This window comes from Bacillus sp. MYb78 (genome assembly GCF_002975115.1).
GTDB lineage: Bacteria > Bacillota > Bacilli > Bacillales > Bacillaceae_G > Bacillus_A > Bacillus_A cereus.
In genome coordinates, this window is sequence record NZ_PCOB01000022.1 from 63,356 (window position 1) to 87,577 (window position 24,222).

The following is a 24,222-nucleotide window of genomic DNA, read 5'->3' on the forward strand; positions in this document are numbered from 1 at the left end:
GTAACAATTATAGTTACATCATAAACATACGTCAAGTACAGCGCATTTTCCTCTTTCATAATGTAAAAAAAGCGATAGAAATTCTATCGCTTTACTTTTTCACATTGCTATTCGCAAATTTAGATACCGAGGCCATCGTCTCTCCTGTATCTAAATATGTAATTTGAATTGGGTCTCCTACTTCTGTAAACATAGCATACGGGAATTTCTTCACTGGTATCATAAATACCTTTTGTTCATTCTCTAAAAGTACGTACACGATTGTATTTTCACCTGATTTCTCTTTATATACACGTTGTACAATACCTTCTTTTTGCGCTTCTTTTCCTGTTGAGGTTGGTCTAAAGGTATCACCATTACCGCTCATTACGTTTTTATAATTCTCAAGCGCTTCTTTCTGCGTCGAACCTGTCGCAAATATTTTTGCATTAGCAGCATATACAACTGTATGTGCACGTACTAGGCCTCCGTCATCAACAACCGGAATAATCCAAGCTGGTTTTCCGTATACGTTATAAATGACAGGCATTGTCCCATGCCATTTCTCTCTCTTAAAGGAATTATCCACTACTTCTGTAGCTGCTGAACCATCCATAATCCCCTTCACTTCTTTTCCATTATAGTAATATAGCTTGCCTGTGCGTGCATCTACTAATGAATAGCCTAGGGCTGAATCTACTCCTTCTTTTGGAGAAGTAAAGTCTGTAAAATAATACAGTGTTCCATCTTTACCAAAGATCGGGGTCACGCCTTCTTTCGTTCCCCACTCAGTCGGAATTTTCATATCTGTTTGTGAGAATTTCGTATTCCAAAATCCGTGAATATATTTGCCAAAGTACGTATTTAACGTAGATGCAGTCTCATGATTTAATACACCATCAACAAATTTAGGTGCCTTTCCTTTATCATATCTTTTCACTTCTCCTGTTTGTGCATCTACTACGACAACACCTTCTACCTCAAATCCAGATCTTCCTGAAATAAATTCACCATACGTCATTGTATAATATGGTTTTCCTTTATCATCAACCTCAAATTTAGGTTTTCCTTTAAAGATTAAATTTGGTTCTGCTTGCCTTACCACACGCTCTAAATTATTACCAAAAAACATGCTTGGCACATATTTCATTTTATAACCGAGGTGCAGTTTCGCTTCCGCATCAGGATTCGTACCTGACATCGTTACATACCCTGGAATTATCTCAGCTTTACGCGCTTTAAAAAATCCTGAAACTTCAATCGGCGCTACATATAAAGCTTCGCCGTTTACCATTTGTGGCGTTAATTCTCCTAGCTCAAAATAAGCTACTTTCGGAATATCACCAAATACTTTTTTCATCTTATTCTCCGCTGTCTTTGGCGGCACTGTAAACGGCTGGTCATTTTCAGTAAATGGCTCTGAAATATCTTTCTCTATCTTAACAACAGAATCATATTTCTTTTGCGAGATTACTATATCGTGCAAATATCCAAAGTAGCCGTAACTTGCGAGTAAAATAAACATTAGAAGTCCTTTTAATGTACCTTCTAATTTCCCTATTTGATCTTGTGAAAATAAAACAAGCCCAATTAAAATTGCTACTGCAACAGAATAATGAGTAAGAATCGAGTCTACTCGATCATCAATTAGCCAAAAGTATTCATAGATTGCAATACCTATCCAAAATAAAACAGGAATAACTAAAATAGATGATTTCTTACCCTTTACAACCTTCTTATCTCCCTTCTTATCCACTGCTCGAAGCTTACTACTACTTCTTGTCCATGGAATCAAAAACAAAGTAAGAATAGCTAAAACTACAAATTTCATCAAAGGCACTGTCCCCTTTTCTTTTGTATTCCCTTTTAGTATAACAAATAAAGGGTATTAAGGTGAAAATAGGAATAGTTATATTTTTTTACTACTTAATACAATCCCGCTCACTACATATAGAATAGATGCAATATAAAAAATTGTACCAATCGTAAAGAAATCTACTAAATATCCCGTGGCAATAACCGCTACTGCTCCGCCAATGGATGTCCACACATGGTATTTTCCAATCTCATAACCAGCCTTTTCCTGCGCAACCTTTCGTGCTAATGAAGTCTTCTCAGTATTACGCTGCACAGCACCTAAAACTCCCATTACAATTTGAAGAATATACACATGCCATACTTCCGTGGCAATCGGAAAGCAAAGCATTAAGATTGCCATGGACCAAGCGTATATGATTAATAATTTTTTATCACCTACTTGATCAGATACCTTTCCCACTAGTGGATATACAAGTGCTGATGTTAAAGCAAATAAGCCATACGCCCAGCCAAATTGCGAGAAGCTATTTCCAACGTTTCGAAGTAATAATATATAAAAAGGAAATACCATACTTCCTGCCATCATGATAATACTTTGCGAAGCCACAAATCTTCTATATGTCATTTCGTATACTCCCTATAAAATAAATTAACAAATCTCTCTTCTGAATCTACTTCCTTCTTTTTCTTGAGAAATTCTTCAATATGAGGATATGCCCTTTTTAACTGCTCTTTCGTTGGATAAGAATAGTACGGCAAATAGTAACTACCGTTATGCTTTAAAGTAACATCAATCATCTTCCGAATGACATCCTCTGTTTTCTTTATCTCACTCTCTGAGCGTCCCTGGTTAATCAAAAGAACCAGCGCAAACATATCATCTTTCGCATAGGACAAAACTGCATTTTCATTCTTTTCCACGTAACGAATCGTAATGTTGAGTAAATTAAACTCTTCTTCATTTAATGCGTTACGTAAATCATCTATATACTTCGTGAAAGCATCTATAGGCACAAAGTATTCTTGTAACACTTCGGTCCTATTTGGATTTTCATATTCCATAAAAGCACTATCTGATCTCATAACATTATTACGCGTCTCATACTTTCCATCTGTACGTTCAAAATAACCTCTTTGTATATCCCAAAATGTATTCTTTCCCCAATCACTATAACGTGATAACCCAAGTAAAAATTTAGGTGCAGCTATAATATTTTCTTCCTTTAATTCACTGTACTCTTCTCTCATATTTTGATTTTGTGCCAAAGTATAATCCGTCACATACATCTCTTTTAAAAATGAATTTGGAGCAACAGAAATACGCGCTAAGTGCATACGAACATTCTCATCTCTTTTCACTTTCTCTTTGAAATAAGATGCGTATTCTTTATAATCTATCATTCTCGTGTGCATTTCATATAATTCATCTTCTGTTAACTTCAGCGTCACATCTAAAATAACTCCAAATAAACCGTAACCACCAATGACATATGGAAATAACTCTGCATTTTCTTCTCTACTTACATTACGTACCGTGCCATCTGCCATTAACAATCTGAATGACTCTACTGTATCAATTAGTGCCTCATGACGAATATCACGCCCATGTACATTTACACTTAATGAACCACCAACAGTAAAAATATTTTGAGACTGCATGACCTGTACCGCAAGGCCATATGGATTTATTTTCTTCTGAATATCATTCCACGTGACACCACTTTGAACTGTAATACGCTTCTTCTCTGGATCGAATTCTAATATTTTATTATATCCTTTCATATCAAGCATCGTGCCATTCGGATAATATGTCTGTCCTCCTTGGCTATGTTGCATGCCTGCAATGGAAATTTTCTCTCCTGAAACTTTTGCATCTCGCACTAATTTTATTAACGAGTGCTCTTCCGTAGCACTTTCAACACGTTTTATTTTTGTCGGAAGCAATTTACCTACATCACTCATAATAGGATGATCAATTTGTTTTTTATACGTATGTACAGACGTTGCAAGCAAAACCGTATATGCGACAATGACCACTACTATCTTTCTTTTTTTCAAAGGACACTCTCCTTATTAGCAACAAAAAGAGATACCCGTTCTTTCAGGTACCTCTCTTGACAGTGATTACTTTGCTGCTGGCAATTGTATTGGATCAAATTTATCATACGATGTAAACTTCGCATCCGTAATAATGTGCGCTTTATCCTCACCATTGCTACTCATAACCATATCTATCTTTGCTGATTCATATTTAAAATCTTTTGTAATAATATATTCCCCATCTATTTCTTCTATCTTTGCATTTTGGCCTTGTAGCATTTTTTTCTGCTTTTCATCCATACTAGCTAGCATACTCTCTGTCTCTTGCCCTTTTAATGCAAACTTCAGCTTATAATTATCTCCACTTTTCTCCATCTTCACTTTATTTAAAATTTCCGATGGAATCTCTAAATTATCTACCATTCCTTGAGTCGCGTTCATTCCGTTAGCATTTAATTGTTCCTCTGGTACAGACATAACTTCACCCGTATTAGGATTTTTCAACTGACCAGCAATTTTGCCACCCACATCATAAACAACAACCTCTGTACCAGAAACATTCATTTCAGAACGAGAATTTTTTTTCTTCGGCTCTAGTTGCATTTTGGCCTTTATTACATTCATCTCTGTTCCTTCAGCCTTTATTCCCACATCATATGTCATCGTTACATTTTCTTCGTTTTTAAAAGCTTCATTCGCTTTATTGAAAACATCCTTCGCTGTTAATTCCTTTTCTTTCTGCACAGCTTCTTTTTTCGGTTCATCAGTCTTTTTTGTTTTCTCATTACTACACCCTACTCCTAGACCGACTGCAAGTACTAAACTTGAAATTAAAATAAGTTTTTTCATAACGTCCCCTCCTTCCCCAAAATAATATCATCTCTTTTCCTATTAAATCTATATAATTCGTAATATTTATCTTTAAATTTATTTCCTATATAACAACATGTTTGAGAAAAAGTTTAAATATGATGTAAATAATAACAACTCATTTCAGGAGGTCATTATGAAAGCGATTATTTGCACAAAGTATGGACCACCTAATGTTCTCCAGCTTCAAAATGTAGAAAAGCCTAAACCTAAAAAAAATGAAGTATTAGTTAAAATTCACGCAACAAGTGTATCGACTGGAGATTGTAGAATACGTGGCTTTAATAGCCCCCTCTTATTTTGGATTCCTATGCGGATCATATTAGGTTTCAGAAAACCGAGAAAACCTATACTTGGCGTAGAGTTGTCCGGTGAAATCGAAGACATTGGATCAGATGTAACACAATTTAAAAAAGGTGATCCAGTTTTTGCATTAACAGAACTAAATCTTGGTGGTTATGCCGAATACACATGCGTGCATGAAAGTGGATTAATAGCATTAAAACCTACCAATGTGACCTATGAAGAAGCTGCCGTTATTCCTTTTGGCGGAACTTCAGCATTGCACTTCCTTAGAAAAGGACAGATAAAAAAAGGGCAACAAGTACTTATATACGGCGCCTCTGGGTCAGTAGGGACAGCTGCCGTACAACTTGCTAAATACTTCGGGGCGACTGTCACAGCCATTTGTAGTAGTTCGAATTTCGATTTAGTAACAGCTTTAGGTGCAGACAACGTAATTGATTATATGAAAGAAGATTTTACTAAGCGGGGCGATCACTACGATATTATATTTGACGCAGTTGGAAAATATAATAAGTCTCTTTGTACAGATGCATTAATGCCTAATGGAAAATATGTATCTGTGAACGGAATGATGGCAAAGGTCAGTAAAGAAGATATGAACCTACTAAAACAACTAGCTGAAACAGAAAAGCTAAAACCTGTCATTGATAGAACTTACCGATTAGAAGAAGTTGTAGAAGCCCATACGTATGTAGAAATGGGCCATAAGAAAGGAAATATTTCGATTACCTTAAAATAAAATATATTCTGAAAATATCATTGACAATTCTTTTTGTACGATTTACTATTAGTACCATATTCAAAACTACATACACATACTCTTATCAAGAGTGGCGGAGGGACTGGCCCGATGATGCCCGGCAACCGAGCTTATGACGTATAAGCTAAGGTGCTAATTCCTGCAAAACGAGTTTTCGTTTTGGAAGATAAGAGAGGAATCTATTTCGTCTATTCGGCACCTCTCTTATTTTTGGGAGGTGCTTTTTATTTTGGAACGTATATGAAGGGGGATTTATAGATGAAAAAGGTATTATTAAGCATTGTAAGCGGAGCAGTATTATTATTAGGCGCATGTAGCGCGAGTTCAGATAAAGAGGTAAAAGCATTAGACGAGAAAAAGATTACTGTCGGTGTAACAGGTGGACCACATGAACAAATTTTTGAAAAGGTAAAAGAGGTTGCAGCAAAAGATGGTCTGGAAATTGACATAAAAGTATTTAATGATTATGTAGCGCCAAACGTATCTTTAGATGAAAAAAGCCTTGATGTAAATAGCTACCAAACGAAATCGTATTTAGATGTATTTAAAGCTGAACGCAATATGAAATTAGCTGAAGTATTTTCAACAGTAACATTCCCTATGGGCGTATATTCTAAAGATATAAAAGATGTAAAAGACTTAAAAGACGGCGATGCAATTGCTGTACCAAATGACCCAACGAATGAACTTCGAGCTTTAAAATTATTTGAAAAAGCAGGGGTTTTAAAAGTTGATCCAAAGGCTACAGAAAAAGCGACTGCAAAAGATGTAATTGAAAATCCAAAAAAATTAAAGATTGTCGAATTAGAGGCATCTCAATTACCAACGCAACTAAGTGAAGTGAAAGCAGCTGCAATTAACACAAACTTTGCATTAGGTGCAAAATTAAGTCCGGCGAAAGATTCTATTTTCCGCGAAGGAAAAGATTCACCATATGTGAACTGGGTTGTTGTTCGTACTGAAAATAAAGATGATGCCGTTGTAAATAAATTAAAGAAAGCTTATCAATCTAAAGAAGTAAAAGAGTTTATCGAGAAAAAATTTGATGGTTCAGTTTTACCATCTTGGTAGGAGCTGACGATAATGATTGAATTAAAAAACATATCCAAAGTATTTACAACAAAAAAAGGGTATGTTGAGGCTCTTAAGTCTACTTCCCTTAAAGTAGAAAAAGGCGAGGTATTTGGAATCATTGGGTATAGTGGCGCTGGTAAAAGTACATTGATTCGATGTGTAAATTTATTAGAAAAACCAACGACAGGAAATATCATTGTAAACGAACAAGACTTAACAACGTTATCGACAAAAGAACTAGCAAAAGCGAGACAAAAAATCGGAATGATCTTTCAAGGATTCAATTTACTTAAAACTGTTACCATCTATGAAAACATTGCATTACCTTTACGCCTTGCTGGTATTCCAAAAGTGGAAATTAAAAAAAGGGTAGAAAAATATTTACGCATTGTCGATCTTTTCAATCGAAAAGATGCTTATCCAAGTGAACTTTCTGGCGGTCAAAAACAGCGCGTTGCAATTGCACGTGCACTATCACATGAGCCTGAAGTGTTATTAAGTGACGAAGCAACGAGCGCTTTAGATCCAGAAACAACTGATTCTATTCTTGATTTGTTATTAAAGATTAACAAAGAAATTGGAATTACGATTTTACTCATTACACACGAAATGAACGTTATCCAACGTATATGCGATCGCGTTGCCGTTATGGAACATGGATCTGTAGTCGAAAGCGGGACTGTGAAAGATATTTTCACAAACCCACAACATGTAACAACGAAGAAATTTGTAAATAGCGCCTTTGCAGCTAAAATTCCAGAAGAGGTACAGAAAGAACTACAGAATACTGGAGAAATTGTAACACTTTCATTTATTGGTACTACTTCAGGTGAACCTGCCTTAGCTGTTGCCACAAAACGTTTCCAAGTGTATCCGAATATTTTATCCGGTAATATTACGCAGTTAAAACATGAAGCATATGGGAAACTAGTCGTTCATATGCAAGGAGAACAAAATGAAATCCACCGTGCTTTATCATTTTTACAAGAGCAAGGAATCATTGTAGAAGGAGGTAGAACAGATTATGGGAAACAAGTCCTTTTTGGATGAATGGGGTAAAGTCATATGGGAAGCCACAATTCAAACCTTTCAAATGACATCTATTTCATTACTCATCTCAATCCTTATTGCACTGCCACTTGGCGTCACACTTGTTTTAACGAGACCTGGTGGGCAGCGTGAAAATAAAATCATCTATCCTATTCTTAATACAATTATTAATATCATTCGCTCTCTTCCATTTATCATTCTATTATTCTTCATCTTACCTTTTACAAAGTTTCTAATGGGAACATCCATTGGCGTACAAGGTGTTATCGTACCTCTTGTCGTCTTCACAGCTCCTTATATCGCACGTTTAATGGAGACAGCTTTACTAGAAGTAGATCGCGGTGTCATTGAAGCCTACCAAGCGATGGGTGTTTCTACTATAAAAATCATTTGGCACGTTATGGTGAAAGAAGCTCGTCCCTCCCTTGTACTGGGATTAACAATTGCAACGATTGGCTTAATCGGCGCAACAGCAATGGCTGGTCTTGTAGGTGCTGGCGGGCTAGGGGACTTAGCATATCGCTTCGGACATTTACGCTATGAACCTGAAGTAATGTATGCAACCGTCTTTATTCTAATTATCCTCGTTCAAGGATTACAGTCTTTAGGGAATAGTGTTGCAAGAAGACTGAAGAAAGATTAAAAAAGAAGGCATCTCACTGGAGTGAGATGCCTTCTTTTTATCTTTTAAATCCACCTTCTGAATGAATAACTTGCCCCGTAATCCACTCAGCTTCTTCACTTACTAAAAATTTAATGAGTCTAGCTGCATCCTTTGGCTCACCAATTCTGCCAAAAGGAAACATCAGCTTTAACCCTTGTTTTATCTCTTCATTCATCCATCCTGTATCGGTTGGTCCTGGATTAATTGCATTCACTGTTATTCCTAAATGAGCTACCTCTGCTGACAACGTACTAGTAAGAGCATCAATAGCTCCCTTCGTTGTCGCATAAGCTAGTTCTCCTGCCATAGGACCTTGAAATTGCCCCGAAGTAATATTAACAATTCTACCACCAGATTTCTTATCAAATCCTCGGGCAAATTGACTACTGAGCAATGTAGTCGCACGAATATTCACCATATAATGCTTATCTAATTCTTCAGCAGTCAACGTAGAGAAATCATTATTCGTAGAATATGCTGCATTATTAATTAATATATGAGGGTACCCTAATTGTTCAGTAACTTTATTTAAAAGCTCTTTCGGTGCATCATTCCGAGTTAAATCTAACTCCATGCTCAATACTCTAACACCTTTTTGTAATAGCTCTTCTTTTAATTGTATTTGTTCATTTTTATCAACGCCCCAAGGCATCTCTTTATCATAATCCGTCCAATACGTAAAAAATATATCGTATCCTGCCGCAGCTAATTCTTTACAAATCGCTGCTCCTATACCGTCTAGACGACTTACGCCTGTAACAACTGCTACTTTATTTTTTAATTGGTTCATCATATACTCCTCCAAGTTTAAAGGACGCATACTTTATATAAGAGATATAAATTTCCCCACCTAGACCTCTGTCCTTACAAAAGGGATGTACAAGCCAACTATGCAGTCCTTGCATGATTTACAAATAGCTAAATAAACCCTCACTTATGAGAGAAAAATTCATCTATCCAATTTCTAATCATTACAAGTTCATCCACATATCGAGTCCTTGTCTCCTTTCCATATATCTCTGTTTCTATCATACCAATATGATGTACTATTTCAAATGATAAAAAAATAAAAACCAATATTCCATTCCAAACTTCTATTGAATTTATTATATTATAATATAATGAATAATGGAAATAATCAGAAAAATACTGGTAAATATTGACTAACCTTCTTATAATAAAATGTGGGGCTAATGTGAGAATTTAGTTTTAAACAAATAGGGGGAAGAAACATGTCAAAAAAATTACTTTCTTTATTTTCTGCAGTAATCGTAGCAGCTTTTGTAATAACCGGCTGTGGTCAAAGCGATACGACAAATAAAGAACAAAAAGAGAATGCAACAAAAGAAAGCAAAACGGAAAAAACAGATACAACGAAAGAAAGTAAACCTACTGAAAAAAAATCCGAAGATAAAAAAACTGAAGATAAAAAGCCTGAAAATACAGCTACTGGATCAAGCGACTACTCTAAGCTGATTTCCTATATGGAAAAAGAAACAGGTGGTAAAACAAAAGTTCTTTTTGAAAATAAAGAACCACAAGTCTATAAAGCTGAAGATGTTTCAGTTTCAATGAATAGTTACACATTAGTTGAATTAAATGGATTCCATACAAACTTCGATATTCCGTTTAATCGTCAAACAGAAGGCGGAGTTATTCTTGTGAACTACAGCGTAAAAAATAGTTCAGCTAAAGATATTTATTATATGCCAGCATTGGACATGTCATTTACTGGCGCTCAGAAAGCATATAGTAACTATAAAGATTTAATTCCAAAAGAAGATCAGCTCCCAACTAAACTTGCTCCAACGAATGATTACTTAGTAAAAGCAGGAGAAACTATTTCTGGTTATATCGCTTATCCATTCGGAAAAGATGATCTAGCGAAAATTTCAAGTCTCTCAACAGTCTCAGTCACAGTCCCAACTGCACAAGCTAATAAAGGAAAATTTGATGCTCCAATCGGAAATCCTGGAAGCTTTTCATTAAGTTTAAACAAACAGGGTGCTGAAAAAGTTGCAACAGATAATACTTTCTACCAAGATAAAGCTACAGCTAATAACATGGGCGATAAAAAAATGTTAAAAGAGAAATCAAGTATTAATAACAGCCAAGAATTAGGCGCTGTTAATGTTACATTAGACGGATACCAATTCACTCAATTCACACCAAATTCTGTCGAAGCTCCACGCTTTGCAAATTTTAAAAACGGTCTTGTTCTGTTAACAGTAAAATTCAAGCTTGATAACAAAGATGCTCAAGACGTTTCACTGTCTCCTATAAGCTCTACATTGAGAGTGAATGATGGTACACAATATACGATTAATGAAGGTATGCTACTAAATTACGACTATAACGCTGCAGTTAAAACTGGAACATCTGGAGAGTTACTACAAGTATATATTTTAGATCAAGAGCAGTATGAAAAGATTTGGAAAGACAAAAGCTTTGAGATTGAGTTAGGACCTATGAGAAATAAAGAAGCTAAAGATATTTCACAAGGTAAAAAAGTTAAATTTACATTACCTAAATAGATTACTAAACATATAATAGAAAGGCATATAACATATGATTGTTATATGCCTTTTTCATTTTATAAAAACACCATTTTTGTTCACACTTTATCCATTGTGAATCTTTTCACAATGGATATATAATAAACTTGTAAATACAATATTGGAGGGATTTCAATGATTATCAATTTTTTAAGAACTGATAAACGTGCTACTTTCATATTATTACTTTTACGGCTTTACATAGGGTATACATGGCTCGCTGCTGGGATAGGCAAAGTCTTCGGACAATCTTTTGACGCAAGTGGTTTTCTAAAGGGTGCTATTGCTCAATCATCAGGTGACCACCCTGCAGTACAAAGTTGGTGGGCAGATTTCCTTCAACACTTTGTTCTTCCAAACGCAGACCTATTTAGCTTTTTAGTTCAATGGGGAGAAATTTTAGTAGGTCTAGGTTTAATTTTAGGCGGATTAACAAAAACAGCTGCATTTTTCGGAATCATAATGAATCTTTCATTTTTGTTAAGCGGAACTGTTAGTGTAAACCCAAACCTACTTATTTTGACTATGTTCATTTTAGTTGCAGGTCATAACGCTGGACGTATTGGATTAGATGGCTATGTTTTCCCTAAACTTTTCCGTAAAAATAACCACGGAACATATAAATTAAGTAAAACTGCGTAGTAACAGTTTACTTTTAAAATATAAATAAGAAAAAGAGCCTGAGTATAGGCTCTTTTTCTTATTTATCCTAATTTAAACTTTTAACGAGCCACGAAAACCTCTGGCAGCATAGTAAGAGTCTGCTCCATTGTGGTACACGAAAACATGTCCGAAGCGATAATCACAAAATAGAGCACCACCGAGTTCTCGAATATCTGAAGGTGTTTGTACCCAACTTGATGATTTTATGTCAAAATCGCCAAGTTGTTGCAATTCCCGATATTGTTCTTCCGTTAATAGTTCAATGCCCATAGCATTTGCAACATCAATAACGTTATTTTCTGGTTTATGTTTTTTTCTTGATTCTAACGCTTCAAGATCATAACAAAGACTTCTGCGGCCTTTAGGACTCTCCTTTGAACAATCATAGAAAGTATATTCGTCCTTTTCTTCATCATAACCGACAACATCCGGCTCACCGCCAGTTACTTCCATTTCGTTAAGTGACCACAATTTTTCAGCATTAGCTTCTATCTTAGCTTCAACCTTAGCCCATTCAAGACCTTCATGGCGGTTCATATTTTTCTCAAAACGAGCTTGCAATACTTTCAATAACTCTTGACGTTTTTCTACTAGTAAGTCATTTTTATTTCCTGTCATATTAGTCCTCCCTGATGTGTGTACGGATAGTAGTTTAAGTATATATTTTATAATAAATCATCTCAAGATGAAGACCGTTTCAACCTTATGTCTTGTACAAACATCCATTATAAAGTTCTAAAACCCTCCATACTTTCTCCAAGAATATAGTGTGAAAACCACATCAAATTCTGCTTCATAATAGCTACATTCATTCCCGGCTGATTAGGACTATATGCCATTCCTTTAAATATAATTAATTCTGTATCCACTTCCATATCCATTAATCCTTGATATAGATCATATGCATTTGTAATTGGAATTCTTGCATCCTTTTCTCCATGCTGAATTAAGGTAGGCGTACAAGCTGATTTAATATACGTCATAGGTGATGTCTTCATATATATCTCTGGATCATTCCATGGAGTATTTCCTAAATACATTCTAATAAAGTAAGATATATCTGTATTTACATAATGGTTACTCCAGTTAGTAATTCCACCGCCCACTGAAATCGCCTTAAATCTACTACTAAACGTAGAACAGAAAGCGGATATATATCCTCCGTTACTCCACCCCATAACTCCTACTTTATCTTTATCTACAATCCCTTGATCAACTAGTTTATCCACTCCAGATATAATATCATCGTAGTCAGCAATTCCTTGTTTTCTATAATTTTCTTTTAAAAATTCATTACCATAACCTGAACTTCCTCTATAGTTTGGTTCTAAAACTATAAAGCCTTTTTCGATAAACTGTTCAATAGGATATTTCTCATTAAAACAGTCTGAAAATATCGGGAAGGATGCCCAAGCCGGACCACCGTGAATTACTACTAATAAAGGATATTTTTTATTTATATCAAACTCTACTGGGGTTGATATAACCCCTTCTATTTCAAGACCATCACTACTTTTCCATGAGATGATTTCCCTGTTACTTTTAAGTTTTCCTTTAAAAAATCTATTTTCATCCGTTATTTTTTTATCGTCTAAATAGATTTCAAAAGTTTCATTTGTTCTAGCCTTATTATAGGATATATGTTTTCCATCCTTTGTTATAGAAGCATCCATTATAAAGCCATCTACTTTTTCGCTTAATATTTCCACAGTTCCATCTTCAGCTAGCAACCCAATAAGATAATTCGTTTTATTCTGCCATCTAATTAAAATCCCTTTAGCTGTCCACTGTAATGGCATAACCGTACTATCGAAATCTGTTAAAGGTTGAATTAGCTCTCCATTATGAATATCATATATCTCTAACGTACTATCTTGTATATAGTTTCTATAGTAATCCCTCTCTCTTATGCTTGCTGGGTAACAAATTTTGCTGCCGTCAGGAGAAAAGCAAACACTCCCTCCCAACAATTTATCCACATTCAGATTTTGTAGCTCTCCAGCTTTAATATGGAGTATGTATAGATCTCCATTTATATAATCTGCCATATTTGAGCTTGGTGTCGCCATAAATACAACCTTTTTACCATCATTTGAAATATCAAATTCATGGATATGAAAATCCTTACCATCAGTTAATCGATAAACAACTCTGTTCTCGTGTTCATCTGTATCACTTTGTATCACCTTTTCTATTTTAATGTAATATAAACAATTATTCTGGTGTTCCTTACTTACATGATGGAAATCTCCATATAATTCCTTACGTTTCTTTATTTCCTCACATTCTTTTGACTGTGCAACATAATAAAAACCTTTACCAGCAGGATCCCATTTGAATGTACTAATTCCTTCCTTCTCATCAGTAATTTGAACCTCGCTATAACCATCTAGCGACTTAACAAATATCTGATTTTTCCCATCACCAACTGGACTAAGATATGCGATACACTTAGCATCTGGAGACCATAATGGGTGTGTACTATCTATATCCCCATTTGATAATGGGTAACTCTGCTTCTTATCTTTTTCATATATCCATACATGATTCCTATATGTATTGTCTTTCCAATCAGCCGTCTTCTTTACAAATGCTACGTTCTTACCATCATCACTTATGTTTGTACTTGATAAGGTTGGTAATGAAATAATCTCTTCTATACTTAGATATGTTTTTTTAATCGTTTTCATCAATATTCCCCCTGAAATGTCCATAAATCTCTCGTCTCATTTTGTCGTAATAAAAGAAATTGTTCATGAATACTTAAAATAATAACGGAAAATTCAGATAAATAAAAGTGGATTCGATAAAGTAAAACTTTAATCTATAGGGTTCTATCCACTTACCAATTCTAGATGTTATTTTTCGACACAAAAACACCCCTTTAGATAAAATATCTAAAGGGGTACAAATTTGTAAATTTATTTTAAAGCTACAACTATATTTATTAACCTACCAATCTCCTACTCAACAGTAACAGACTTAGCTAAGTTACGTGGCTTATCAACGTCACACTCGCGGTGAAGTGCTGCGTAGTATGAGATAAGTTGTAATGGAATAACTGCTACTAGCGGTGCTAGTGCTTCGTGTACAGCTGGTAATACGAAGCTGTCTCCTTCCATTTCTAAGCCTTTCATTGAGATGATACATGGGTTAGCTCCGCGTGCTACTACCTCTTTCACGTTGCCGCGAATTCCAAGGTTTACGTGCTCTTGTGTAGCAAGTGCGATAACTGGTGTACCGTTTTCGATTAAGGCGATTGTACCGTGTTTTAATTCTCCTCCAGCAAATCCTTCTGCTTGGATGTAAGAAATTTCTTTTAGCTTTAACGCACCTTCTAATCCTACGTAGAAGTCTACGCTACGTCCGATGAAGAAACAGTTACGAGTTGTTGCTAAAAATTGTTTTGCTAATGCATCCATTTCTTCTTTTTGATCACAAAGTTCTATCATTGCATTTGCTACAAGTCCTAATTCGTGTGTTAAATCGAAATCAAGAACTTCACCTTTTGCTTTAGCAATGTCCGCAGCTAAGATTGAAAGTACTGCAAGCTGTGCTGTGTAAGCTTTCGTTGATGCAACTGCGATTTCTGGTCCCGCATATAACGGAAGTGTATAATCGGCTTCACGAGAAAGCGTAGAACCAGGTACGTTTGTAATCGTTAATGCTTTATGACCCATTTCATTCGTTTGTACAAGTACTGCACGGCTATCAGCTGTTTCACCACTTTGTGAAATGTAAATGAAGAATGGTCTTTCTGTTAATAATGGCATGTTATAAGAGAATTCACTTGCTACATGCACTTCAACTGGCATTTTTGCAAACTTCTCGATAAATTGTTTTCCAACAAGACCTGCATGATAGCTCGTTCCACATGCAATGATGTAAATACGATCGCTATCTAAAATCGCATTGCGAATGTCTTGATTTAATTCAATCTCGCCATTTTCATCTTGATACTTTTGAATTATATTACGGATTACAAGTGGTTGCTCATCGATTTCTTTAAGCATGAAATGAGGGTATGTTCCTTTTTCAATATCACTTGCATCTAATTCCGCTGTAAACGGTGCACGTTCAATCGTTTCACCTTGTAAGTTTTTAATTGTAATACTTTCTTTCGTTACGATTACGATTTCTTTATCCATTAACTCAATAAATTGATCTGTAACTTGTAACATCGCCATAGCGTCGCTCGCCACAACATTAAAGTTGTCACCAACACCTACTAATAGCGGGCTTTTGTTTTTAGCAACATAAATCATGTTTGGATTTTCAGCATCAAGTAATCCGATTGCATAAGAGCCATGTAAAAGAGATAGCGTATTACGGAACGCTTCTTCTACACTTAATCCTGTGCTCACTTGTTGTTCCATAAGCTGTACGATAATCTCTGTATCTGTTTCACTTACGAACGTTACATCTTGTAAATATTCCTTTTTCACTAATTCATAGTTTTCAATTACACCGTTATGAACTAGTGTAAAGCGTTTTGATGTACTTTGATGCGGATGCGCGTTTACTTTACTTGGAACACCGTGTGTAGCCCAGCGTGTGTGTCCGATACCTACGCTTGCTGCTACATTCTCATCTACGATTTCACGAAGTTTTGCGATACGGCCTTTTTCTTTGTATACAACAACACCGTTCTCTGCTTGTACTGCAATACCTGCTGAATCATATCCACGATATTCTAGCTTTTCTAAACCTTTTAATAAAATTTCCTTTGCATCTTGCTCTCCAATAAATCCTACGATTCCACACATGTTTAGTCGCCGTTACAAATGCTTACACTGCTCTGCGAACATGTAACGACATAGTCCGATACCATTTTTATTTATACTAAAAAAACGGATTACATATTGCTAGCCCTGTAAGCTTGTAACGGCTTTCACCTTCCTCTCGATTGGGTTTAAGTCCGTATATACTTATACAGCTAGTTTTCATCCGTTCCTCTTCTCTCATCACACTTTCACCTTTGTCCACTAAGTCACCTTAATGATTTAAGTAAAAGTTTGCGGTTGTGATGAACAACCGGGAGTCATCCGCCGAAATCTCGATAAACCCCACCTCGTCAACTACACTATTTGTAGTTCTGGCGCTTTTATAATTTACAATATTTCCTTTGAGAAAAAGAACAAGACCATCTTATAACAAACATGGATAAACCGTCAATGAAATTTTTTTCATCGTCTATAAAACATATGAAAAAGGAGCACTTTTTGTGCTCCTTTTTCATATAAATTCAGCTAATTACTCAGCGCCAACTTCGGCTTTCACAACTTCTACAATGCGATGTACATATGCATCACAAACTTCTTGTGTTGGTGCTTCTGCCATTACACGAATAAGTGGCTCTGTTCCAGATGGACGAACAAGAATACGGCCATCACCGTTCATTTCTTCCTCTACAACACGAATAATTTCTTTAATTTTTTCATTTTCTAATGCTAATTTTTTATCTGTTACACGAACGTTTACTAGCAATTGTGGGAATTTCGTCATTTCTCCTGCAAGCTCAGATAATGGTTTTTTCGTCATTTTCATGATGTTTACAAGTTGAAGTGCACTTAACATTCCGTCACCAGTTGTAATGTAATCAAGTAAGATAATATGGCCTGATTGTTCTCCACCTAAGTTGTAACCACCGCGTTTCATCTCTTCCATTACATAGCGGTCACCAACTGCTGTTTTATCACTTGTAATATTGTTTGCTTCAAGTGCTTTGTAGAAACCTAAGTTACTCATAACAGTTGAAACAACTGTATTATGTTTTAATTGACCAGTTTCTTTCATGTACTTCGCACAAATAAACATAATTTGATCACCGTCAACGATGTTTCCTTTTTCGTCTACAGCAATTAAACGGTCGCCATCGCCATCAAAAGCAAGTCCGATATCCGCACCTTTTTCTTTTACCAATTCAGCTAAGCCTTCTGGATGTGTAGATCCTACACCCTCGTTAATATTCATACCGTTTGGAGAAGTTCCCATTGTTGAAATATCAGCTTCTAGGTCTGCAAATAAGTATGGAGCTAGAGAAGAAGTTGCACCATGTGCACAATCTAAAGCGATATGTAGGCCAGAGAAATCTTCCTCAACAGTTTGTTTAATGTACTGTAAATATTTTTGTCCACCTTCAAAGTAATCGCTCACTTGTCCAAGATTAGTACCTGTCGGACGTGGTAGTTCATCAACTTCTTTGTCTAATAAAGCTTCAATCTCAGCTTCTTGCTCATCTGTTAATTTAAAGCCGTCTGAACCAAAGAATTTAATACCGTTATCTTGTACTGGATTATGAGATGCAGAAATCATAACACCTGCTTGTGCATCTAGTGCTTTTGTTAAATAAGCAACGCCCGGTGTAGAAATAACGCCAAGGCGCATTACTTCTGCTCCAGTTGATAATAGACCTGCTACTAAAGCTCCTTCTAACATATGGCCAGATACACGTGTATCACGACCGATAATTACTTTTGGACGATCTGTATCTTTTGTTAATACATAACCACCAAAACGCCCAATTTTGAAAGCTAATTCAGGTGTTAACTCCTTATTTGCAACTCCACGTACTCCATCTGTACCAAAATATTTACCCATTATGATTCGCTCCTTTTTCTTGCTCTTTTTGATTATGGTTATCTACCGTTGGTTCTTGACTAGTTTCTTTATCTTTATCTTGATTTTGGTTTTGATTATTTTCCTGTTCCGTTTCTTTTTCTTGATTGGATTCAGGATTTTTTGGCTTCTCATTTTGATTTTCTTGATTGGTGTTTGAATCCGGTTGTTGACCGTTGCCCTGTACTTCTTTATCTGGTTTTTCTTTCTTTACAATAGTAACTTTAGCACTTTTTTGTTTTGGCTCTATTGAAATATTACCAGGTCCACTCACTTGAATAGAAATATCTTTCGTCCCTGAAGATACATTTTGCAAATTAATTACCGCTGTTATTTGGGCAGCTGTTATTTTATCTACTATACTTGCTTCTCCTGAAATATCAACACTTATCTTTCCATCTTGCGGCGAAATTAGCTGAGCCGTAACATCTTTAGAAAGTCCATTTTTTTGGATTGGGATGCCATCAATCGTTTTTGTTTTCGTTTGTTTTGTTTTTTGCACTCCCACCGAAACCTTCACTTGATTCGGTTTTGCACTGGTTACACCCTTGGGTAATAAAACAGAGGCATCGAATGTTGTAGACTCTGTCAATTGACTAAGATCTACTTCGACCCCCTCTAGCGATTGTATATTATCCAAAATATCTTTTGGACCAGCTATCGTTACTTCTCTCGGCTCGACACTGATATTTGTAACTGCCAATCCTTCTGCTAAACTCCCCTTCTTCGTATACGTTACAGGAACAGTTTTTTCAGTATTATTGGCTGTAGTTTGCGTTGCCACATTCAACGTTACACTAATTTTAGATGGACTTGTTCTTACATTTAAACGTTTTCCTTCTTTATTGTATAATGTAACTTCGGGCGTTTTTGTAACAGTTTTATTAACACCTTTTAAATCAACATACGCTTTGGCAGATGAAATGCTTTCAATTTCTTCTTTCGTCCCAACTACCTCAACAGTATCCGGTTTAATGCTTGATTTTTCGAGAGTAGCCCCCGCTGGCATTTGATCCTCATTTGATAATTTCAAATCTACATGAACATATTTTCTCGCCTTTTCATGAAGAGTAACTTTAATTGTTGATGGCTGAACTGTTCCTTTCACATCGTCTGGAAGCCCGTTCGTTTTTAAAGAAATCTCATAAGTTCCTTTTGGACTATCTCGCAAATCAATTGGTATGTCAAATTGTTTTTTTGCTTTTGCTGTAGCAACTGATGCTTTTGGGCCTTCTAACTTCACCTTAACGCCCTCTGCTGGAATACCACTTACAATATATTTCTCCTCATCATACTTAAGATTAATCTCATAATTAGTTAATGTTTCTTTCGTATCATTTGCAAAAGGTAATATACCTGATGTCGTATTTTTCTCAGTTAACGTCGCTGACATAAAAAGCATACACGCCAATAGTAATGAGATCCCTTTTAAAAACCAATGATTCTCCATTAACTTATCCATGACGCTTTCTCCTCCAATTCCATAAAGACGAAGAAGTCGTTTTTTCGTTCCCACTAAATTCAGCTAATAACATATCCTTCAGCTGTTCTGTCTTCAAATCACGATGCAACTTACCATTTTTCGTTAAAGAAATTTGACCAGTTTCTTCAGACACAACTACTGTAATACTATCAGTAACTTCACTAACTCCCATTGCAGCACGATGTCTAGTTCCTAATTCTTTAGAAATAAACGGACTTTCTGATAATGGAAGATAGCATGCTGCTGCTTTAATTGTACTTCCTTGCATAATTACCGCTCCGTCATGAAGAGGTGTATTTGGAATAAAAATATTAATAAGTAATTCCGATGATACGTTTGCATTCAGCGGAATACCCGTTTCCACATAATCACCCATACCGGTCTCTTTTGACAAAGTAATTAATGCACCTATTCTACGTTTCCCCATATATTCGGTTGCTTTTGCTATCGCTGTTGCAACCATTTCAGGTTCATCATCCTCATGCGGTCCAACACGCGAAAATAAACTCCCGCGCCCTAGCTGCTCAAGTGCTCTTCGCAATTCTGGCTGAAAGATAATAATAACGGCTAAAAATCCCCATGTTAATACTTGTTCAGTTAGCCAAGATAACGTATGCAATTCAAGGAAAATACTAATCATCTTAACGACAATGATAACTGTAATCCCTTTTAAAAGTTGAACAGCTTTCGTCCCTCGGATTATGAGAATCAGCTTATATATAATAAACCATACAATGGCAATATCTAATGCCGTACTAAGATATTTCAAAATGGTCGTATCTTCAAAAGGCATGCTATCCCTTCCTCCTACTTACGAGCAATTCTATCCATATATTGAAATATTGTTTTATGCTCTATCTGTATGTATTTCCAACAACTAGTTAATTATACCATACATGAAACAAACGACAATTACAAACAACCCCCTTTAGCTCAAATTGGTAAGATGTCAAACATTTTTATCTTACAGTATAATATAAATCATTATTATACGCCTATTTTCAAATAAAAAAAGCAACTTCTCAGTTGCTTTTCTTACATTTATTTTAGTTTTTCACCGAATAAAGAACCCATTAAAGCAACTGCTGTTGTTGCCGTTCTATTTCTCTCATCTAAAATCGTATTTACCTCAACAAATTCAGCAGATGTGATAATATCCGCTTCTGCTAACATTTCCATCGCCAAGTGGCTTTCACGATAAGATAGACCACCAATTACAGGCGTCCCAACACCTGGTGCATCATGAGGATCAAGACCATCTAAATCTAATGATAAGTGTACACCATCAGTATGAGATAAATATGCGATTGTTTCTTCCATAACAGCCGTCATCCCCATACGATCAATTTCATGCATTGAGAACACTTTAATACCTTCATTGCGAATGAAATCTTTTTCTCCTTCATCCAATGCACGCGCACCGATAATTACGACATTCTCTTTTTTCACCTTTGGATATGCTCCATATAAATCTACAAGTGAAGAATGTCCATACCCTAAACTTGCTGCAAGTGACATACCGTGAATATTTCCAGATGGTGAAGTTTCCTCTGTATTTAAATCACCGTGTGCATCATACCAAATAACACCTAAGTTTTTATAATGTTTTGCTACACCAGCTAATGTACCGATAGCAATACTATGGTCACCACCTAATACAAGTGGAAAACGACCTTCTTCTATAATATGATCCACCTTACTTGCTAATTCATTACATACAGTTGCAACTTGTGTAAGGTTTCTTAATTTTGTATTTTCATCTATCTCTTTTTCTCTCTCTATACATATATCTCCCATATCTTTAACGTCATATCCAATTTCTTCAATTCTTTCAATTACCCCTGCATAACGGATTGCGCTCGGTCCCATATCAACGCCACGACGCATCTGCCCTAAATCCATTGGAACTCCAATAACTGAGATTTCTTTTTTCATAGATAGTATCCCCCTTCTGTGCCTTCACTAAATATTTTAAATCTTTTATATAGTCTGACTCAACTCGACATTTTTCTGTATGGATATACAAATTATTCACTTATATTCACGTTGAAAATCAAATTTCAAGACTATTCTATGTATAAAGTTAACTTAATGAAACAATCACAATCACTATTATTAAATAATAATAAAAAAACACCCCTACATTTAGAAGTGTTTTTCTGACGCTATTTTCCATACTGTTGCAATATTCTTCGTTGTCATTTCAATATTTTCTTCTGCTACTCTATATGCTTCTTCTAGTGTCATCGGTCTCGTTGTAATACTAAATACCGCATCTATTCCTTTCTCGTACACGGCTGAATAATCAGATGATACAGACCCTCCAATAGCAATTACAGGCACAGAAAAACGTTTCGCACGCCCCGCAACACCAACAGGAGCCTTCCCATATGCAGTTTGTTCATCTATTCTACCTTCACCAGTTATAATGAGATCTGCATCTTCTATATGTTTATCGAAATTTGTATAATCCAATACAATTTCAATACCCCTTCGCAAGTCTCCCTTTAGCACTGAAATAACAGCCGCTCCCATTCCTCCTGCTGCCCCTGCACCAGGTATTTCAGATACATCAGAAGATACATATCTTTTAAGGATATTCGCATAATGTTTTAAATTCTCATCTAGCTCTTTCATCATCTCTACATTCGCACCCTTTTGTCTCCCAAATACGAAAGATGCTCCCTGCATTCCGACTAATGGATTATCCACATCACATGCCGCTTCTATCTTTACCCCCTTTAAGCGTGGGTCCATTTGTGAAAAATCAATAGCAACAATCGAATGTAACGTACCTCCAGATGGATCTATTACTTCACCCTTGTCATTTATAAATCTTACTCCTAAAGCTGCTAACATGCCTGCCCCACCATCATTTGTAGCACTTCCTCCAAGTCCTAAAATTATGTACTCCGCCCCTTGATTTAGCGCATGTAATATAAGTTCTCCTGTTCCTTTTGTCGTTGTAATAAGTGGGTTTCGCTTTTCAACTGGAACGTGCTGTAATCCTGATGCTGCTGCCATTTCAATAAACGCTGTCTTTTTATCTTTAGACACGCCATAAAAAGCTTGCACACTTTCTCTAAGCGGTCCTGTCACACTAATTGATATAATTCTCCCCCCTGTAGCATCAACAAGCGATTCAACCGTCCCTTCTCCTCCATCTCCAATTGGTATTTTCACATACTTTGCATTAGGAAAAATTGCTCTAAAACCTCTTTCAATAGCTTCACATACTTCTATAGCTTTTAGGCTTTCTTTATATGAATCAGATGCAATAACAACTTTCACAATTATCCCCCATCCCTTATTTTTACGTTTTCTTCATTTTAAACGATAAATATAAAAGTTGTCTTTTTAAACACAAAAAAGCTTACATCATATGATGTAAGCTTTTTCTATTTAGATGGAGCCTAGCGGGATCGAACCGCTGACCTCCTGCGTGCAAGGCAGGCGCTCTCCCAGCTGAGCTAAGGCCCCTTAGTAATAAAGCGGAAGACGGGATTCGAACCCGCGACCCCAACCTTGGCAAGGTTGTATTCTACCACTGAACTACTTCCGCGAAAATGGTGAGCCATGAAGGATTCGAACCTTCGACCCTCTGATTAAAAGTCAGATGCTCTACCAACTGAGCTAATGGCTCGTAAATGGCTGGGCTAGCTGGATTCGAACCAGCGCATGACGGAGTCAAAGTCCGTTGCCTTACCGCTTGGCTATAGCCCATTAATATTTACTAGTATGGTTATCTTCTCAAAAAAATAAACCCTTTCAGGTTATTTTTAAGAAAATGGTGGAGGGGGGCAGATTCGAACTGCCGAACCCGAAGGAGCGGATTTACAGTCCGCCGCGTTTAGCCACTTCGCTACCCCTCCGACATTTAAACATATATGGTGGAGGATGACGGGATCGAACCGCCGACCCCCTGCTTGTAAGGCAGGTGCTCTCCCAGCTGAGCTAATCCTCCAAAAGTGGTGACCCGTACGGGATTCGAACCCGTGTTACCGCCGTGAAAGGGCGGTGTCTTAACCACTTGACCAACGGGCCAAAAATTTAAAAACTTTTCCAAGCTTCCAACCGGGCTTGAACCGGTGACCTCTTCCTTACCATGGAAGTACTCTACCAGCTGAGCTATGGAAGCATAATGGCTCCGCAGGTAGGAATCGAACCTACGACCGATCGGTTAACAGCCGATAGCTCTACCGCTGAGCTACTGCGGAATAATATTGCCTGGCAACGTCCTACTCTCACAGGGACAAGGTCCCAACTACCATCGGCGCTAGAGAGCTTAACTTCCGTGTTCGGTATGGGAACGGGTGTGACCTCTCTGCCATCATTACCAGAC

Annotated in this window: 19 protein-coding genes, 9 tRNA genes, 1 rRNA gene, 1 pseudogene and 1 riboswitch; of the genes and pseudogenes, 6 read left to right on the forward strand and 24 right to left on the reverse strand. The window is 36.4% G+C overall.

Annotation, left to right across the window (positions count from 1 at the left end; genetic code table 11):
- Positions 1-91 precede the first annotated feature (91 nt).
- The 4 genes from CQ064_RS27325 to CQ064_RS27340 all read right to left on the reverse strand — a co-directional run bounded on the left by CQ064_RS27325 (position 92) and on the right by CQ064_RS27340 (position 4,686).
- A complete protein-coding gene (locus CQ064_RS27325; RefSeq protein ID WP_000674038.1) occupies positions 92-1,810 on the reverse strand; it encodes a DUF3981 domain-containing protein in 1,719 nt (572 codons plus the stop codon).
- A 78-nt stretch (positions 1,811-1,888) separates the two neighbouring features.
- Positions 1,889-2,422 carry an MFS transporter gene (locus CQ064_RS27330; protein ID WP_000222367.1) on the reverse strand — a complete coding sequence of 178 codons (534 nt, stop codon included), beginning with the start codon at positions 2,420-2,422 and terminating at the stop codon, positions 1,889-1,891.
- Positions 2,419-3,855 carry an FAD-binding oxidoreductase gene (locus CQ064_RS27335; protein ID WP_000746314.1) on the reverse strand — a complete coding sequence of 479 codons (1,437 nt, stop codon included), beginning with the start codon at positions 3,853-3,855 and terminating at the stop codon, positions 2,419-2,421. Before CQ064_RS27335 ends, CQ064_RS27330 begins: the two co-directional genes overlap by 4 nt.
- Before the next feature lie 66 nt (positions 3,856-3,921).
- Positions 3,922-4,686, reverse strand: a complete 765-nt coding sequence (locus CQ064_RS27340) for a DUF6612 family protein (RefSeq protein ID WP_000733614.1) — start codon at positions 4,684-4,686, stop codon at positions 3,922-3,924.
- Positions 4,687-4,843: 157 nt separating this feature from the next.
- On the opposite strand from CQ064_RS27340, the gene CQ064_RS27345 reads away from it, so the two are divergent.
- From CQ064_RS27345 to CQ064_RS27360, 4 genes are all read left to right on the forward strand, one after another.
- Positions 4,844-5,752 (forward strand): NAD(P)-dependent alcohol dehydrogenase, encoded by a 909-nt coding sequence (locus CQ064_RS27345; RefSeq protein ID WP_000643858.1) that lies wholly within the window; start codon positions 4,844-4,846, stop codon positions 5,750-5,752.
- Positions 5,753-5,831: 79 nt separating this feature from the next.
- Positions 5,832-5,946: riboswitch (SAM riboswitch) on the forward strand.
- 85 nt (positions 5,947-6,031) lie between these two features.
- Entirely contained in the window at positions 6,032-6,844 is an 813-nt protein-coding gene (locus tag CQ064_RS27350; RefSeq protein WP_000756981.1) for a MetQ/NlpA family ABC transporter substrate-binding protein, read from the forward strand.
- Positions 6,845-6,856: 12 nt separating this feature from the next.
- Positions 6,857-7,897 carry a methionine ABC transporter ATP-binding protein gene (locus CQ064_RS27355; protein ID WP_000571320.1) on the forward strand — a complete coding sequence of 347 codons (1,041 nt, stop codon included), beginning with the start codon at positions 6,857-6,859 and terminating at the stop codon, positions 7,895-7,897.
- Positions 7,872-8,540 carry a methionine ABC transporter permease gene (locus tag CQ064_RS27360; protein ID WP_000527152.1) on the forward strand — a complete coding sequence of 223 codons (669 nt, stop codon included), beginning with the start codon at positions 7,872-7,874 and terminating at the stop codon, positions 8,538-8,540. Before CQ064_RS27355 ends, CQ064_RS27360 begins: the two co-directional genes overlap by 26 nt.
- A 37-nt stretch (positions 8,541-8,577) precedes the next feature.
- On the opposite strand, the gene CQ064_RS27365 is transcribed toward CQ064_RS27360, so the two are convergent.
- On the reverse strand, positions 8,578-9,354 hold the full coding sequence (locus CQ064_RS27365; protein WP_015055074.1) for an SDR family oxidoreductase: 777 nt from the start codon (positions 9,352-9,354) through the stop codon (positions 8,578-8,580).
- Positions 9,355-9,793: 439 nt separating this feature from the next.
- On the opposite strand from CQ064_RS27365, the gene CQ064_RS27370 reads away from it, so the two are divergent.
- On the forward strand, positions 9,794-11,095 hold the full coding sequence (locus CQ064_RS27370; protein ID WP_000038603.1) for a DUF5068 domain-containing protein: 1,302 nt from the start codon (positions 9,794-9,796) through the stop codon (positions 11,093-11,095).
- Between the two features lie 156 nt (positions 11,096-11,251).
- Positions 11,252-11,758: a DoxX family membrane protein gene (locus CQ064_RS27375; RefSeq protein WP_000586151.1), complete on the forward strand. Its 507-nt coding sequence runs from the start codon at positions 11,252-11,254 to the stop codon at positions 11,756-11,758.
- A 72-nt stretch (positions 11,759-11,830) separates the two neighbouring features.
- On the opposite strand, the gene CQ064_RS27380 is transcribed toward CQ064_RS27375, so the two are convergent.
- The 19 genes and pseudogenes from CQ064_RS27380 to rrf all read right to left on the reverse strand — a co-directional run bounded on the left by CQ064_RS27380 (position 11,831) and on the right by rrf (position 24,221).
- Positions 11,831-12,397: a DUF4256 domain-containing protein gene (locus CQ064_RS27380; protein WP_000147402.1), complete on the reverse strand. Its 567-nt coding sequence runs from the start codon at positions 12,395-12,397 to the stop codon at positions 11,831-11,833.
- A 107-nt stretch (positions 12,398-12,504) separates the two neighbouring features.
- On the reverse strand, positions 12,505-14,469 hold the full coding sequence (locus CQ064_RS27385; protein ID WP_000848974.1) for a S9 family peptidase: 1,965 nt from the start codon (positions 14,467-14,469) through the stop codon (positions 12,505-12,507).
- Between the two features lie 273 nt (positions 14,470-14,742).
- Positions 14,743-16,545 carry a glutamine--fructose-6-phosphate transaminase (isomerizing) gene (glmS, locus tag CQ064_RS27390; RefSeq protein ID WP_000334155.1) on the reverse strand — a complete coding sequence of 601 codons (1,803 nt, stop codon included), beginning with the start codon at positions 16,543-16,545 and terminating at the stop codon, positions 14,743-14,745.
- Between the two features lie 12 nt (positions 16,546-16,557).
- A pseudogene (locus tag CQ064_RS34215) lies at positions 16,558-16,744 on the reverse strand (hypothetical protein).
- Between the two features lie 288 nt (positions 16,745-17,032).
- Positions 17,033-18,379, reverse strand: a complete 1,347-nt coding sequence (gene glmM, locus CQ064_RS27400; RefSeq protein ID WP_000521476.1) for a phosphoglucosamine mutase — start codon at positions 18,377-18,379, stop codon at positions 17,033-17,035.
- Positions 18,372-19,859, reverse strand: coding sequence for a CdaR family protein (locus tag CQ064_RS27405; RefSeq protein WP_000359607.1), 1,488 nt, complete (start codon positions 19,857-19,859; stop codon positions 18,372-18,374). The genes glmM and CQ064_RS27405 overlap by 8 nt, the downstream gene beginning before the upstream one ends.
- Complete coding sequence (gene cdaA, locus CQ064_RS27410) at positions 19,852-20,673, reverse strand: diadenylate cyclase CdaA (protein ID WP_001115694.1); 822 nt, start codon at positions 20,671-20,673, stop codon at positions 19,852-19,854. The genes CQ064_RS27405 and cdaA overlap by 8 nt, the downstream gene beginning before the upstream one ends.
- Before the next feature lie 248 nt (positions 20,674-20,921).
- Entirely contained in the window at positions 20,922-21,815 is an 894-nt protein-coding gene (gene rocF / locus CQ064_RS27415) for an arginase (RefSeq protein ID WP_000711563.1), read from the reverse strand.
- Between the two features lie 210 nt (positions 21,816-22,025).
- Positions 22,026-23,171, reverse strand: a complete 1,146-nt coding sequence (locus CQ064_RS27420; protein WP_000869577.1) for a glycerate kinase — start codon at positions 23,169-23,171, stop codon at positions 22,026-22,028.
- Between the two features lie 116 nt (positions 23,172-23,287).
- A tRNA-Ala gene (locus CQ064_RS27425) sits at positions 23,288-23,360 on the reverse strand.
- Between the two features lie 10 nt (positions 23,361-23,370).
- A tRNA-Gly gene (locus CQ064_RS27430) sits at positions 23,371-23,442 on the reverse strand.
- 5 nt (positions 23,443-23,447) lie between these two features.
- A tRNA-Lys gene (locus CQ064_RS27435) sits at positions 23,448-23,523 on the reverse strand.
- 5 nt (positions 23,524-23,528) lie between these two features.
- Positions 23,529-23,603 (reverse strand) — tRNA-Gln (locus CQ064_RS27440).
- Between the two features lie 65 nt (positions 23,604-23,668).
- Positions 23,669-23,752 (reverse strand) — tRNA-Tyr (locus CQ064_RS27445).
- 16 nt (positions 23,753-23,768) lie between these two features.
- Positions 23,769-23,844: transfer RNA gene (locus CQ064_RS27450), tRNA-Val, on the reverse strand.
- Between the two features lie 5 nt (positions 23,845-23,849).
- A tRNA-Glu gene (locus CQ064_RS27455) sits at positions 23,850-23,924 on the reverse strand.
- Positions 23,925-23,945: 21 nt separating this feature from the next.
- A tRNA-Thr gene (locus CQ064_RS27460) sits at positions 23,946-24,018 on the reverse strand.
- A 4-nt stretch (positions 24,019-24,022) separates the two neighbouring features.
- Positions 24,023-24,097, reverse strand: a tRNA-Asn gene (locus tag CQ064_RS27465).
- A gap of 8 nt (positions 24,098-24,105) precedes the next feature.
- Positions 24,106-24,221 (reverse strand): 5S ribosomal RNA (rrf, locus tag CQ064_RS27470).
- Position 24,222: the final 1 nt, after the last annotated feature.

What these genes read in the sequence shown, in the direction of transcription:
- CQ064_RS27340 (WP_000733614.1), bottom strand. Translation starts at nt 4,686, where the DNA reads ATGAAAAAACTTATTTTAATTTCAAGTTTAGTACTTGCAGTCGGTCTA.
- CQ064_RS27380 (WP_000147402.1), bottom strand. Translation starts at nt 12,397, where the DNA reads ATGACAGGAAATAAAAATGACTTACTAGTAGAAAAACGTCAAGAGTTA.
- CQ064_RS27325 (WP_000674038.1), bottom strand. Translation starts at nt 1,810, where the DNA reads ATGAAATTTGTAGTTTTAGCTATTCTTACTTTGTTTTTGATTCCATGG.
- glmM (WP_000521476.1), bottom strand. Translation starts at nt 18,379, where the DNA reads ATGGGTAAATATTTTGGTACAGATGGAGTACGTGGAGTTGCAAATAAG.
- CQ064_RS27365 (WP_015055074.1), bottom strand. Translation starts at nt 9,354, where the DNA reads ATGATGAACCAATTAAAAAATAAAGTAGCAGTTGTTACAGGCGTAAGT.
- CQ064_RS27385 (WP_000848974.1), bottom strand. Translation starts at nt 14,469, where the DNA reads ATGAAAACGATTAAAAAAACATATCTAAGTATAGAAGAGATTATTTCA.
- CQ064_RS27330 (WP_000222367.1), bottom strand. Translation starts at nt 2,422, where the DNA reads ATGACATATAGAAGATTTGTGGCTTCGCAAAGTATTATCATGATGGCA.
- glmS (WP_000334155.1), bottom strand. Translation starts at nt 16,545, where the DNA reads ATGTGTGGAATCGTAGGATTTATTGGAGAGCAAGATGCAAAGGAAATT.
- CQ064_RS27355 (WP_000571320.1), top strand. Translation starts at nt 6,857, where the DNA reads ATGATTGAATTAAAAAACATATCCAAAGTATTTACAACAAAAAAAGGG.
- rocF (WP_000711563.1), bottom strand. Translation starts at nt 21,815, where the DNA reads ATGAAAAAAGAAATCTCAGTTATTGGAGTTCCAATGGATTTAGGGCAG.
- CQ064_RS27405 (WP_000359607.1), bottom strand. Translation starts at nt 19,859, where the DNA reads ATGGATAAGTTAATGGAGAATCATTGGTTTTTAAAAGGGATCTCATTA.
- CQ064_RS27345 (WP_000643858.1), top strand. Translation starts at nt 4,844, where the DNA reads ATGAAAGCGATTATTTGCACAAAGTATGGACCACCTAATGTTCTCCAG.
- CQ064_RS27360 (WP_000527152.1), top strand. Translation starts at nt 7,872, where the DNA reads ATGGGAAACAAGTCCTTTTTGGATGAATGGGGTAAAGTCATATGGGAA.
- CQ064_RS27370 (WP_000038603.1), top strand. Translation starts at nt 9,794, where the DNA reads ATGTCAAAAAAATTACTTTCTTTATTTTCTGCAGTAATCGTAGCAGCT.
- CQ064_RS27375 (WP_000586151.1), top strand. Translation starts at nt 11,252, where the DNA reads ATGATTATCAATTTTTTAAGAACTGATAAACGTGCTACTTTCATATTA.
- cdaA (WP_001115694.1), bottom strand. Translation starts at nt 20,673, where the DNA reads ATGCCTTTTGAAGATACGACCATTTTGAAATATCTTAGTACGGCATTA.
- CQ064_RS27350 (WP_000756981.1), top strand. Translation starts at nt 6,032, where the DNA reads ATGAAAAAGGTATTATTAAGCATTGTAAGCGGAGCAGTATTATTATTA.